Raw genomic sequence first — 12,462 nt, 5'->3', positions numbered from 1 at the left:
GGCTGCCCAAACTATGTACTTGCGTGCGCGGGTGAGCGCGGCGTCGTCGATGCCCGCCCCTAGTATCGCGGGTCAGACACTACACATGCACCGGAGGTCACCATGAGCACCAGCCGAATTCCGGGCAGCTCGCGTCCCGAGGTGCGGATAGACCGCTCTGACGTGGGACGACGGGTGTCGGTGCGGCGGCTGGAGCAGGTCCGCGACCCGGCCACCGGGCGCCCGGTGTTCCGTGATGCGATCGGGGTGCTCACATCCTGGGACGGGTCCGAACTGTCCGTGTTGACCAGGGAACTGACCGAGGTCCGGATCCCCGAGGCCGATCTGGTGGCCGCGAAGGCGGTCCCGCTGTTCCCCGCGCGGCGCGCCGAGGTACCCGCGACCGGTCCGGTGGCCCTGCAGCGGATCGCGGGCCGGAGCTGGCCGGCGGTCGAGCAGCAGGCGCTCGGCGACTGGACGCTGCGCGCCGCCGCCGGTTTCACCAAGCGGGCCAATTCGGTGCAGGCGCTCGGCGATCCGGGGCACGCGCCGGGCGCGGCGCTGGACCGGGTGCGGCAGTGGTACGCCGAGCGCGGGCTGCCGGCCGTGGTCGAGGTGGTGCTGCCCGGCTCCGCGCCGGAGCTGACCGCGGAGCTGGACCGGCTGGGCGCGGTGGCCGAGTCCGCGACCCTGGTGCGCACCGCCGCGCTGACCGCGCTGACCAAGGCGCCCGGGATCACCGAGGAGGGGGTGGCCCGGGTGCGGCTGTCCCGGCGGGCCGACGAGGCCTGGCAGTCGGTCTACCGCCGGCCGGGCGGGGCCCCGGCCCAGGCGGTGTCCGCGGTGCTGCACGGCGGGCCTTCGGTCTGGTTCGCCACCGTGCCCGGACCGGAGGGCTCGGCGCCGCTGGCGATCGGGCGGTGCGCGGTGGACGGGCCGTGGGCCTGCCTGGGGGCGATCGAGGTGCAGCCCGCCGCCCGGCGCACCGGCCTGGCCACGGCGCTGATGGCGGTGCTGGCCGCGCGCGCCGCCGAGGAGGGCGCGCAGGCCGCCCTGCTGCAGGTCGAGACGGGAAATGACGGGGCGCTCGCGCTCTACGACAAGCTGGGGTTCGCCACCAGCCACAGTTATCACTACGCCCGGCTTCCCCAGGCGTAGCGCTCCGCCGTAGGTTCCCACCAGCCAGACCGTCACGACCGAAAGCCGTCGCAGCCACCGTGACCGAGCAGAGCAGAGCCCGCTTCCGCGCCGAGGCCAGGTCCGAGCAGCCCGATCCGGTGCTGCTCTGCCTGCTGGCCGCCGCCGAGCACAACCTTGCCGATCTACCGGGCGGCGAACCGCCGCCCACCCTCGAGGAGTTGGTGACCGGCTGCCTGGCCGCGCTGGACCGGCACGCGGCCGCGGTGCGGCGGGCGGTGGCCGAGCGCCGCCCGGGCTCGCCGGAGGAGGTGGCGGCGCTGCTGGCGGCGGTGCTGGGCGGGCGCGAGCGGTTCCACGGGCGGGAGTCGGACTACCGGCGGCTGGAGTCCTCGCTGCTGCCCGAGGTGCTGCGGCGCCGGCGCGGGCTGCCGATCATGCTCTCGCTGGTCTGGACGGCGGTGGCCGCCCGGGCCGGACTGACCGTGCACGGGATCGCGCTGCCGGGGCACTTCATCGTCGCGGTGGGCGGGCCGGTGCCGGACGAACAGTACGTGCTGGCCGACCCGTTCCACGGCGGGCGGCTGCTGGACATGCAGGACGCGGCCCACCTGGCGCTCGCCGCCGGGCACCGGTTCACCCCCGAACTGCTCACCCCCGCCCAGCCGCTGGACCTGGTGCTGCGGGTGCTGGGCAACATCCGCAGCTGGGCCGGCGAACGCCCCGAGCACGCCCGCACCCAGCTGTGGGCCACCGAGCTGGCGCTGCTGCTGCCCCGGCACCCGGCCCAGCTGCGCCTGGAGCGGGCCGAACTACTGGTGCGCACCGGCGACTTCCTGGGCGGGGCGGCGGAGATGGAGGAGTACGCGCGGATCCTGGACGCGTTCGACCCGGACGCCGCCGCCCGGGTCCGCCAGGAGGCCCGGGCCGCCCGGCACCGGCTCAACTGAGCCGCCGCCAGGATCAGAGCCAGCCCTTCTCCTTGGCCGTCCGGACGGCTTCGGCGCGGTTGCGGGCGCCGGTCTTCTGGATCGCCATCGAGAGGTAGTTGCGCACCGTGCCCTCGGACAGGTGCAGGGTGCGGGCGATGTCCGCGTTGACCGCGCCGTCGGCGGCCGCGGCCAGCACGTCGAGCTCGCGGCCGGTCAGCGGGTTGGCGCCATCGGCCAGCGCGGCGGCGGCCAGTTGGGGGTCGATCACCCGCTCGCCGCCCAGTACCCGGCGCACCGCCTCGGCCAGTTCGCTGGCGGGGGCGTCCTTGACCAGGAAGGCGTCGGCCCCGGCCTCCATCGCCCGGCGCAGGTAGCCGGGGCGGCCGAAGGTGGTGGCGATCACCACCTTGGTCCGCGGGCTGCGCTGCTTGACCAGGGCGGCGGCCTCGATCCCGGTCAGCCCCGGCATCTCGATGTCCAGCACCGCCACCTGCACCTGGTGCGCCAGCACCGCGTCCACCACCTGGTCGCCCCGGGAGACCTGGGCGACCACCTCGATGTCCCCCTCCAGGGAGAGCAGCGCGGCCAGCGCCTCCCGAACCATCGACTGGTCCTCGGCGAGCAGCACCCGCACCTGATCCTCACTCATGGGCCCGACCTTAGGGCCTGACGCGGACGCCCAGGGGAACCAGGGCGCGGATCGCGAAGCCCTTGCCGTGCGGGCCCGGGCCGCGTTCCAGGCGGCCGCCGACCAGGGCGAGCCGCTCGTCCAGGCCGGTCAGGCCGTTGCCGGGCGCCGACCTGCCGGGGCCGCGGCCGTCGTCGGCCACCTCCAGCACCGCGTACCGGGCGCCGTCCGCGTCCCAGGTCTGGTCCAGCGCGACGGTGCACTGGGTGGCCCCGGCGGCGTGCCGGACCACGTTGGTGACCGCCTCGCGCAGCGCCCAGGCCAGCGCCTCCGACTCCGGCCCGCCCAGGCCCGACTGCGCCTCCAGCAGCGTGGACGGCGCCTCCAGGGTGACCCCGGTGGTGGCCAGCGCGGTGCGGGCGGCCGCGAGTTCGACCGAGAGGGTGGGCTTGCGGTAGCCGCTGATCGCGGCCCGCACGTCGGCCAGCGACTGGCGGGCCACCTGCTCGATCTCGGTCACCTGGTCGCGGGCCTGCTCCTGCTTGCCGGCGTCCATGAACCGCCGGGCCAGCTCGCTCTTCAGGGTGATCAGCGAGAGCGAGTGGCCGAGCAGGTCGTGCATGTCCCGGGCCAGCCGCAGCCGCTCCTCGGAGGCCGCCAGGTGGGCCGCCACCAGCCGAGCCTCGCGCAGTTCGCGCATGGTGGTGATCAGCCGCTGCACGCCGGTCATCGCGGCGCCGCTGAGGAAGGTCGGCAGCAGCAGGCCGCCCAGCGTGTCGCCCTGCGCGTGCACGGCCAGGGCGACCGCCACGAACAGCACGGTGTTGGCGCCCACGCCCCAGAGCGAGTACCGCGGCGGCAGCACTGCGCCGAGGGCCACCGAGACGTAGGTGAACAGGCCGAGCCAGGCCTCGCCGTAGCCGAAGGGGGTGGCGATCGCCAGCGCCAGCATCACGGCTAGCACCGGGTAGCTGCCGCGCCACCAGGTCCCGTGCCAGGAGCGGAAGGCCACCAGGCCCAGGTAGCAGCCGACGAACGCCGCCAGGGCCAGGCTGCCGACCACCACGGCGGTGGTGGAGTAGTGCCCCCTGGCCAGGTCCTGCACCGGGTAGAGCAGGTAGACCATCCACAGCGCCATCCAGCAGAGCTTGACGAGGAGCTGCCGCCGGTTCTCCAGCGGGGCGCCGGGCACGCCGGACATCGAGACGGGGTCCGACTCGGGGGTGAACGCACCGGACCCCCGGCTCCGGCCCTGCGACGTGGCGGGGCTCGGCTCCAGGGGCGTGTGCTGCTGCATGTCCGTCATCATGCCTGCTGGGTGTCCCGGCGGTACAGGAAGGCCGCCGCGGCCACGAAGACCGCCAGGAAGCCGGCCAGCCCGGCGGCCGCCGCGGTGTCGAACGAGGCACCGGGGTGCACGAAGACGGCGAGGCGGTTGTACAGGTAGACGGGGTCGAACCGGGCGATGGACTTCAGCCCGCCGGTGATCGGGTACCAGGTGCCGCCGAGCACCGAGAGCACCATGTAGATGATCATCACGATCGGCTGGACCGCGTTCGGCTCGGCCGCGTAGCCCAGCGCCACACCGAGCGCGGCGAACACGAAGCTGCCCGCCCAGAGCACCAGGACCAGGCCCAGCCACTGACCGGCGTCCAGCTGCACGCCCTCGGCCGCACCGAGCGCGAACAGCACCAGGATGGACGGCAGCGTGGTGACCGCGCTGGCGCAGATCTTGGCGGTGGCGTACGCCCGCCCGGGCAGCGCGGTCAGCCGCAGCTGGCGGGTCCAGCCGCTCTTGCGCTCCAGCGAGATCCGCTGCGCGCTGCCGGTGAGCACCGCGCCGACCGCGCCGAAGGTGGCCATCGAGACCATGAAATAGGTCTTGGCATCGAGCCCGTCGGGCATCGAGTGGTTGATGTTGATGAAGAAGAAGTAGAGCAGCGCCGGGTAGAGCACGGTGAAGAAGGCGTACCGCTTGTTCCGCAGGGTCCGCAGGATCTCCAGCTTGACCAGGGTCCTCATCGCGCGTCCTCCAGGCTCTGCTCGGTCGCCTCGGCGGCCTCGGTGATGGTCAGGAAGGCCTGCTCCAGGCCCAGGCTGGTGACCTCCAGGCCGCGCGGGTAGCACCCGGCGCGGTACAGCCCGGCGACCACCGCGTCGGCGTCGGCGGCCCGGATCCGCACCGTGCGCACCCCGTGCGCCGAACCGCTCAGCTCCAGGGCGGCCAGGCCGGGCAGCGCCCGCAGCGCGCCCTCCTCGACGTGGCCGTCGGCCGCGTGCAGCTCGAAGCTGATCCGGCGGGCACCGGCCCGGGCCTTGATGTCGGCCGAGGAGCCGTCGGCGATCAGCCGGCCGCGGTGCAGCACCAGCACCCGGTCGGCGATCGAGTCGGCCTCCTCCAGGTAATGGGTCGCGAACAACACCGTGCGGCCCTGCTCAGCCTGACGGCGCATCGCGGCCCAGAACTGCTGACGGACCGACACGTCCATGCCGGTGGTCGGCTCGTCCAGCACGATCAGCTCGTGGTCGCCGGCCACGGCCAGCGCGAACCGGACCCGCTGCTCCTGGCCGCCGGAGAGCTTGTCGACCCGGCGGCCGGCGATCTCCTCGATCCCGGCGTCCTTCAGCACCTGCTCCGGGCGGTGGGCCCGCGGGTGCACGGCGCAGGCCAGCCTGACCAGCTCGGCCACCGTGACGTCGGTCATCAGGCCGCCGCTCTGCAGCATCGCGCCGACCCGGCCGGCCTGGATCGCGGCCCGCGGGGAGCCGCCGAACAGGGTGACCTCGCCCTGGTCCGGCTCGCGCAGGCCCAGCAGCAGGTCCAGGCTGCTGGACTTGCCGGCCCCGTTCGGGCCGAGCAGTGCCACCGTCTCCCCCGGGTGCAGGGTCAGGTCCAGGCCGTTCACGGCCCTGACCTTCCCGTAGCTCTTGCTCACGCCCCTGAAGGCGGCCACTGGCGCGGTCATCGGTCCCCGTCCTCTCGCTTCGTCAGTTCCTGCGTTCTTGCGACGGGATCCACCGTGCCGCGCCGGACGGGGTGGCGGGCAGTGTGCACCGTCGCGTCCTCGGCATGACAGATGTCATGCCGAGGACGCGGCAGGTCACATCCCCAGGGCCTGCTTCAGGAAGGCGACCTGGAGCAGCTGCAGATTCTCGGCCACCTGCTCCTGCGGGGTCATGTGGGTGACCCCGGACAGCGGCAGCACGGTGTGCGGGCGCCCGGCGGCCAGCAGCGCCGAGGAGAGCCGCAGGGTGTGCGCGGCCACCACGTTGTCGTCGGCCAGGCCGTGGATGATCATCAGCGGCCGCTCCAGCTTGGCCGCGTCCTCGATCAGCGAGTGCGCCCGGTACACCTCCGGGCGCTCCTGCGGGGTGCCCAGGTAGCGCTCGGTGTAGTGGGTGTCGTACAGCGCGAAGTCGGTCACCGGGGCGCCGGCCACCGCCGCGTGGAACACGTCCGGGCGGCGCAGCACCGCCAGGGCCGCCAGGTAGCCGCCGTAGGACCAGCCGCGGATCGCCACCTTGCCCAGGTCGAGCGGGAACTCCTCGGCCAGCGCCTGCAGCGCCTCGACCTGGTCGGCCAAGGTGACCTCGGCCAGGTCGAAGGCGACCGCCTTCTCCCAGCCGGGGCTGCGCCCGGGGGTGCCGCGACCGTCCGCCACCACCACGGCGAAGCCCTGGTCGGCGACCCACTGCGAGGCGAGGTTGGCGTTGTGCGCCTGGACCACCATCTGGCCGTGCGGGCCGCCGTAGGGGTCCATCAGCACCGGCAGCAGGCCGTCGCGCGCCCGGTCGTAGCCGGTGGGCAGCAGCACCGCGGCCGGGATCCGCCGCCGGCCGGCCAGCCGGAAGACCGGACGGGCCGTCAGCACCGGGCGCTCGGCGTGGTTGGCGACCACGGCCACCTGCTCGCCGGCCCGCAGCACCTCGGCCCGCCGGCCGGGGTAGTCCAGCGAGGACTGCGACAGCACCGTGGTGTCGCCGCCGCGCACCGCGTCCAGCGCCGCGCCGGTGCGCAGCATCCGCGGGCCGGAGCCGTCCAGCGGCACTTCCAGCAGGCTGACCAGGCCGGGCGTCCAGTCCTCGGCCGCCTCGCCGGCGCTGGCCAGCACCAGCGCCTCGGTCCGGCCGACCGCGAGCACCGCGCGCAGGTGCCATTCGGCCCCGGTGAGCGCGCGGTCGTCGGCGAGCAGGGCGCGGTGGCCGGGCTCGTCGCTGATCTGCAGCAGCGCGCCACCGGGCGTCCAGGCGGGCACGCCGGGGAACAGCTCCAGCCAGACCGGGTCCTGCTCGGTGCGCAGCGTGCTGGTGGCGCCGGTCTCGGGGTCCACGGTGAGCAGCAGCTGGCTGCGCTGGTCGCGGGCCTGCACCAGGAGCAGCGCCGGGCCGCCGCCCGACCAGTGCACCCGGGCCAGGTACGGGTACGCCTGCCGGTCCCAGACCACCTCGGTGCGCCCGCCCGCCAGGTCCACCAGCCAGAGCGTGACCTCGGCGTTGGGGGTGCCGGTGGCCGGGTAGGCGACCTCGACCGGGTCGGCCGCGGGGTTGGCCGGGTCGGCGATCCACCAGCGCTGTACCGGGGCGTCGTCCACCCGGGCCACCAGCAGCCGGTCGCTCTGCGGGGACCACCAGTAGCCGCGGTCCCGGTCCATCTCCTCCTGGGCGATGAACTCGGCCTGGCCCCAGCTGACCCCGGGCCGTTCGGGCTCGGCCAGCACCCGCTGCCCGCTGCCGTCGGCGGCCACCAGGCGCAGCGCGCCGTCCGTGGTCGGGGCCGCCACCCAGCGGCCGTCCGGCGCCGGGCGCGGGTCCAGCACCGAGCCCGACACGGGCAGCTCGCGCACCTGGCCGGTGCCCGGCCCGGCTGCGAACAGGCGTCCGGAGAGCGGGAAGACGGCGAGTGCGCCAGCTGCGTCCAGGGCGTAGCCGACGATTCCGGCCGAGCTCTCCCGGCTGCGCTCACGGCGGGCCCGCTCGGCCGCCGACAGGTCCTCGGTGCCGCCGTCGAGCAGCGCGGCCGGGTCGGCCAGCACGGTCTCCGCCCCGGTCCCCGTGTCCAGGCGCCACAGCAGGTTGGCCCGCTCCGCCCCACCGCGGGAGCGCAGGAAGAGCACCGCGGAGCCGTCGGGGGGCACCGCGTAGGAGCGCGGCTGACCGACGGTGTAGCGCTGGGTGCGCGCGTGCTGGCGGGGAAAGCTGTCCCCGGCGGCGGATGAGGGTGCGTCATTGGTCATGGGGCGCACCCTACGGTGTCGCACCATTCGTGATCGATCGTTTGCTGATCACTCGTTCGGCGCAGCGTGCGCAATTGCTCCGCCGAGCCCCCCGCACCGCCGCTGACCGGGGCTGTCACGGCTCCGCGGCCCTGACCGGGCACGCCACGCGGACTCACGGAAAGTAATGCAGAGCTCACTGATCGGGTATTCCTTTGTTCAGCGAACTTCACCGCCGCCCGACCGGGCGGCGCACCCGAGAAGGGGTGTGAACCGACATGGCTCTGTCCGTCTCCGCCGTCATGCTGATGCTGGTGATCGTGGTGGTCCTGATCCGCCGCTCCGGCCTCAAGCTCGCCCACGCAGTGGTCTGCGCCCTGCTGGGCTTCTACCTGGCCTCGACCTCGATCGCACCGTCGATCCAGCAGGTGACCAGCAACCTCGCGGGGATGATCAACGGGCTCAAACTGTAGCTGCGCGCGACCGGGGTGGGCCGCCGGGCCGAACCGGGCAAGGGCCTAGGGTGGCCTCCATGACCACCCTCGCCGACCGACGCCTGTTGCTGGTGCACGCCCACCCCGACGACGAGTCGATCGGCAACGGCGCGACCATGGCCCGCTACGCCGCCGAGGGTGCCCAGGTGACCCTGGTGACCTGCACCCTCGGCGAGGGCGGCGAGGTGATCCCGCCGCAGCTGGCCCACCTCGCCGCCGACCGGCAGGACGCCCTCGGCGCCCACCGGATCGGCGAACTGACCGCCGCGACGGCCGAGGTCGGCGTGACCGACGTCCGCTTCCTGGGCGGCCCGGGCCGCTACCGCGACTCCGGGATGATGGGTGTGCCGGACAACGACCGCCCCGACTGCTTCTGGCAGGCCGACCTGGACGAGGCGGCGGGCTACCTGGTGGCCGTGGTCCGCGAGGTCCGCCCGCAGGTGCTGGTCACCTACGACGAGCAGGGCGGCTACGGCCACCCGGACCACATCCAGGCCCACCGGGTGGCCATGCGCGCGGTCGAGTTGGCCGCCGACCCCGCCTTCCGGCCCGAGCTCGGGCCGACCTGGCAGGTCGTCAAGGTGTACTGGAACCGGATGCCGCGCTCGGTGCTGCTGGCCCGCCTGGCCGGCACCGCTGCCGCGCACCAGGCGGTGGCGGCACCCGAGTCGGTGCCGGGCGTGGTCGACGACGAGCTGGTCGACGCCGTGCTGGACGGCACGAAGTACGCCGACCGCAAGGCCGCCGCGATGCGCGCGCACGCCACCCAGATCGTGGTCGACGGCCCGGACTTCGCCCTCAGCAACGACCAGTGGCAGCCGCTGATCAGCGACGAGTACTACCAGCTGGCCCTCGGCACCCCGGGTGCCGAGCGGCCGGAGAGCGACCTGTTCGCGGGGGTCGAGGCCCGGTGAACCCGCTGCACCTGCTGCTCGGCACCCGCGCCCAGCGCCTGGCCGAACCGCTGCCGCCGCGCCGCACCCGCGGCGTCTGGTACCTGGTCTTCCTGGTCCTCGGCCTGCTGGCCGGGGTCTGCGGATCTTTCGTGCAGGCCCTGTGGGACCCGTTCGGGCTGCTGCTCGCGCTGGCCGGCTGCGCGGCCGTGTTCTACGGCGGGCTGCGCGCGGCCGGCACCAAGCTCGGTGCCGGGGCCGGTCTGATCGGCTGGTTCGTGACCACCATCGTGCTGGCCGCGCCCCGCCCGGAGGGCGACTTCGTGCTCTCCTCGCAGGCTGCTTCGTACCTCTACCTGATCGGCGGGCTGACCCTCGGCGTGGTCTGCGCGAGCCTGCCCACCCGGTCGCCGTACGCCTTCGGCATCCCGCGCCAACGGGACTGACTGCCCGTAGGCTCGGCGGTACGGATCCGGACGTATCGGGTTCTATAGGAAGCAGTTCGCCTCACAGGCGTTCCCAGTATGGTGGTGCCGCAGCATCGTCGGACGAGCCGTCCGGCCGCGAACCCGGAGCAGAGCAGCATTGAGCAGCCGCGAATCTGACAGCGCCTCCCCGTCCTCCCGCCGGGGACCCGGCGGGCCCGACGCCTACCCGTCGGGCACCCCGCCGTACGGAATCCCCGGCCTGGGCAACGGCTTCGGAGCCGACGACCCGTTCGCCCCACAGCCCGTGGAGGCCGAACCCGAGCCCAAGACCACCGAGACCACGCTGACCACCAGGATCTCGATCAACATCCCTGGTTCGCGGCCGATCCCGCCGGTGGTGGTGCGCAGCGCGGTCAAGCCGGAGGAGGGCGGGGCCGAGCCGGAGCCGCCCGCCCCGGCGCCGGCGCCGACCGGCCCGCGGCACCGTTCGGCGCCGTCGGCCTCGCCGGTGCTCGGCGTGATGGACCAGGGCGGGCGCACCGCGCCGCCGCCGGACCTGCCGCCCGAGTGGCGCACCCCGGCGCCGTCCGGCGCCCGCGAGGACTCGGAGTCCACCGGCGAGTGGTTCCGGCCGCGGCAGAAGGGCCGGCCGGAGCCGGTGGCCAGCCCGGCTGCCCCCGCCGCCGCCCGGGCGCCGCGTCCGACGGCGGCTCAGGCGCCCGCACCCGCACCCGCTGCGGCCCCGGGCGCGCCCGCCGGGCCGGCGGGTGGCACGCCGTACCAGCGGACCGCCGAACCCGGAGTCCGCCGGTCGGCCGCGCCGCGGTACGCCGCCGACAGCACCCAGCAGACTCCGCCGCCCCAGCAGGGCGGCAACGCCGGCCCGCCGTTCGGCGCACCGCAGGGGTACCCGGCCGACCCGTACGCGGGCGGGCCGCGGTCGCCGCAGGGGCACCCGGCCACGCCGCCGCACGGCACGCAGCTGCCGGGCACCCCGGCGCACGGCACCCCGCGACCGGCCGCCACCCCGCCGCACGGCACCCCCGTGCCCGGCGGCCCGGGCCAGACCGGCCCGTACCAGGCGCAGAACAACGCCTCGCCGTACGCGCCCACGCCGAGCGGCGCCGACCCGTTCGCCGCCGCTCCCACCGGCGCGGACCCCTTCGCGCCCACCGGGGCCGACCCGTTCGCCGCCGCCCCGGCCACGGCTCCGCGCCCGACCGGGACCCCGGGCGCCCCCGGCCGGTTCGCCCGCCCGCAGCCTCCCATCAACCAGCCGCCGGCCGGCGGCTTCCCGTCCGGCCCCGCCCAGGGCCTGGCGCTGCCGGACGAGGGCGAGGACACCCAGGTCGACGGCTTCGCCCCGATCACCGCCGACCTGCCGCCGCACCAGGCCATACCGGGCCTGCCCGCGACCGGCGGCTACGGCTCCGCCCCCACGGGGCCCACCGGAGCCACTCCCCCCGGGCCGCTCCCGGCCGGGGCCACCGCCCCGGCCACCACCCCGGCCCCGGCGCCCAAGCCGGCCGCCCCCGCCGCCAAGAAGCGCTCCAAGGCGAAGAAACTGCTGGTCACCGGCACCGGTGGCGTGGTCTTCCTGGGCGCCGCGGTCTACGGCACCGGCCTGATGCTCAATCAGTCCGACGTGCCGCGCGGCACCACCGTGCTCGGTACCGACATCGGCGGCGACAGCCGCGACCAGGCGGTGCACCAGCTCGACGGCACCGTCGGCAAGGCCGGCCAGCGACCGATCCAGCTGAAGCTCGGCGACCAGACCCTGCCGCTGGACCCGACCACCGCCGGGCTCAGCTTCGACACCACGGGCACCGTGGACGGGCTGACCAAGCACAGCTACGCCCCGGCCGACGTGTTCTCCTCGCTCACCGGTGGCACCAAGGCGGTCCCGCCGGCGGTGCGGATCGACCGGGCCAAGCTCAAGGCGGCGCTCGACTCGCTGGCCTCGGGCGCCGCGCACGGGCTCAAGGAGGGCTTCGTCCAGTTCGACGACAGCGGCAACGCGACCGTGGTGCCCGGCCAGAGCGGCCAGACCCTGGACAGCGCGAACGCCGCCGACCAGGTGGTCCAGGCCTACCAGGACCGGGCGGCCGGCAAGCCGGACCAGCCGGTCACCCTGGCCACCACCAATGCCGCGCCCAAGGTCTCCACCCAGGCGCTGCAGCAGGCGGCCGACACGCTGGGCAAGCAGATCACCAGCGCCCCTGTCATCGTCTGGGCCGGCACCCACAGGTTCACCTTCACCAAGGTGACGGCCGCCAAGGCGCTCACCCTGGCCCCGGACGCCGGCGGCACCATCGGCGCCAAGTGGGATCTGGACCAGTTGGGCAGTCAGCTTGGAACGACTTTCGACAAGCTGAAGTTCCGCAAATCTGATGGAACTTCAGCACCGATCACGCCGCAGGACGTTGCCGACGCCATCGCCTCGGTCTACGACAAGAACGGCACGGCGGACCGCACCTTCAAATTCCGCATGTGAGCATGTCAATTTAGCTCGGCCAGGAGTCCCGGAACACGTGAGTTCCGGGACTCCCGGCTTTTCCCGGCGACATCCCGCCAGTGGCGTGTAACTGTCACCGAGCGTGGGCAGCAAGTCTCCCGACGGATTTGCGAGGGCCCGGTTAATGGCTGACGAATAGTCGCCACCGGCGGCATCCCGCCAAATCCGTCCGGTATCCGGACGCAAAAAACCGACAGGTAATCCGGTCAGCATGGTGCAAAACGGACAGGGCAGTCTACGCGT

The 12,462-nt window shown here is 74.3% G+C and carries 11 protein-coding genes; 6 read left to right on the top strand and 5 right to left on the bottom strand.

The window, feature by feature from the left end; genetic code table 11:
• The first annotated feature begins 102 nt into the window (after positions 1-102).
• Complete coding sequence (locus C7C46_RS26180; protein WP_110672379.1) at positions 103-1,137, top strand: GNAT family N-acetyltransferase; 1,035 nt, start codon at positions 103-105, stop codon at positions 1,135-1,137.
• Between the two features lie 59 nt (positions 1,138-1,196).
• Complete coding sequence (locus tag C7C46_RS26175; protein ID WP_110672378.1) at positions 1,197-2,066, top strand: transglutaminase family protein; 870 nt, start codon at positions 1,197-1,199, stop codon at positions 2,064-2,066.
• A gap of 13 nt (positions 2,067-2,079) precedes the next feature.
• On the opposite strand, the gene C7C46_RS26170 is transcribed toward C7C46_RS26175, so the two are convergent.
• The 5 genes from C7C46_RS26170 to C7C46_RS26150 form a co-directional block, all read right to left on the bottom strand.
• Entirely contained in the window at positions 2,080-2,697 is a 618-nt protein-coding gene (locus C7C46_RS26170) for a response regulator transcription factor (protein WP_110672377.1), read from the bottom strand.
• Between the two features lie 10 nt (positions 2,698-2,707).
• Positions 2,708-3,973: a sensor histidine kinase gene (locus C7C46_RS26165; protein ID WP_245984936.1), complete on the bottom strand. Its 1,266-nt coding sequence runs from the start codon at positions 3,971-3,973 to the stop codon at positions 2,708-2,710.
• Between the two features lie 8 nt (positions 3,974-3,981).
• Positions 3,982-4,698, bottom strand: coding sequence for an ABC transporter permease (locus C7C46_RS26160; protein ID WP_110672376.1), 717 nt, complete (start codon positions 4,696-4,698; stop codon positions 3,982-3,984).
• Positions 4,695-5,642: an ABC transporter ATP-binding protein gene (locus tag C7C46_RS26155; protein ID WP_110672375.1), complete on the bottom strand. Its 948-nt coding sequence runs from the start codon at positions 5,640-5,642 to the stop codon at positions 4,695-4,697. Before C7C46_RS26155 ends, C7C46_RS26160 begins: the two co-directional genes overlap by 4 nt.
• A 135-nt stretch (positions 5,643-5,777) precedes the next feature.
• Positions 5,778-7,910, bottom strand: a complete 2,133-nt coding sequence (locus C7C46_RS26150; RefSeq protein WP_110672374.1) for a S9 family peptidase — start codon at positions 7,908-7,910, stop codon at positions 5,778-5,780.
• Positions 7,911-8,167: 257 nt separating this feature from the next.
• On the opposite strand from C7C46_RS26150, the gene C7C46_RS26145 reads away from it, so the two are divergent.
• The 4 genes from C7C46_RS26145 to C7C46_RS26125 all read left to right on the top strand — a co-directional run bounded on the left by C7C46_RS26145 (position 8,168) and on the right by C7C46_RS26125 (position 12,198).
• Positions 8,168-8,362, top strand: a complete 195-nt coding sequence (locus tag C7C46_RS26145) for a DUF2304 domain-containing protein (RefSeq protein WP_110672373.1) — start codon at positions 8,168-8,170, stop codon at positions 8,360-8,362.
• Between the two features lie 59 nt (positions 8,363-8,421).
• Positions 8,422-9,297, top strand: a complete 876-nt coding sequence (mshB, locus tag C7C46_RS26140) for an N-acetyl-1-D-myo-inositol-2-amino-2-deoxy-alpha-D-glucopyranoside deacetylase (protein ID WP_110672372.1) — start codon at positions 8,422-8,424, stop codon at positions 9,295-9,297.
• Positions 9,294-9,722, top strand: coding sequence for a DUF6113 family protein (locus C7C46_RS26135; RefSeq protein WP_110672371.1), 429 nt, complete (start codon positions 9,294-9,296; stop codon positions 9,720-9,722). The genes mshB and C7C46_RS26135 overlap by 4 nt, the downstream gene beginning before the upstream one ends.
• Before the next feature lie 139 nt (positions 9,723-9,861).
• Complete coding sequence (locus C7C46_RS26125; protein WP_181442523.1) at positions 9,862-12,198, top strand: peptidoglycan binding domain-containing protein; 2,337 nt, start codon at positions 9,862-9,864, stop codon at positions 12,196-12,198.
• Positions 12,199-12,462 lie beyond the last annotated feature (264 nt).

The organism is Streptomyces tateyamensis (genome assembly GCF_003205575.1).
Taxonomy (GTDB): Bacteria; Actinomycetota; Actinomycetes; order Streptomycetales; family Streptomycetaceae; genus Kitasatospora; species Kitasatospora tateyamensis.
The sequence above is the reverse complement of the archived record's forward strand: the minus strand, read 5'-3'. Positions and strand labels throughout refer to the sequence as shown.

What these genes read in the sequence shown, in the direction of transcription:
- C7C46_RS26180 (WP_110672379.1), top strand. Translation starts at nt 103, where the DNA reads ATGAGCACCAGCCGAATTCCGGGCAGCTCGCGTCCCGAGGTGCGGATA.
- C7C46_RS26150 (WP_110672374.1), bottom strand. Translation starts at nt 7,910, where the DNA reads ATGACCAATGACGCACCCTCATCCGCCGCCGGGGACAGCTTTCCCCGC.
- C7C46_RS26155 (WP_110672375.1), bottom strand. Translation starts at nt 5,642, where the DNA reads ATGACCGCGCCAGTGGCCGCCTTCAGGGGCGTGAGCAAGAGCTACGGG.
- C7C46_RS26160 (WP_110672376.1), bottom strand. Translation starts at nt 4,698, where the DNA reads ATGAGGACCCTGGTCAAGCTGGAGATCCTGCGGACCCTGCGGAACAAG.
- C7C46_RS26170 (WP_110672377.1), bottom strand. Translation starts at nt 2,697, where the DNA reads ATGAGTGAGGATCAGGTGCGGGTGCTGCTCGCCGAGGACCAGTCGATG.
- mshB (WP_110672372.1), top strand. Translation starts at nt 8,422, where the DNA reads ATGACCACCCTCGCCGACCGACGCCTGTTGCTGGTGCACGCCCACCCC.
- C7C46_RS26145 (WP_110672373.1), top strand. Translation starts at nt 8,168, where the DNA reads ATGGCTCTGTCCGTCTCCGCCGTCATGCTGATGCTGGTGATCGTGGTG.
- C7C46_RS26165 (WP_245984936.1), bottom strand. Translation starts at nt 3,973, where the DNA reads ATGCAGCAGCACACGCCCCTGGAGCCGAGCCCCGCCACGTCGCAGGGC.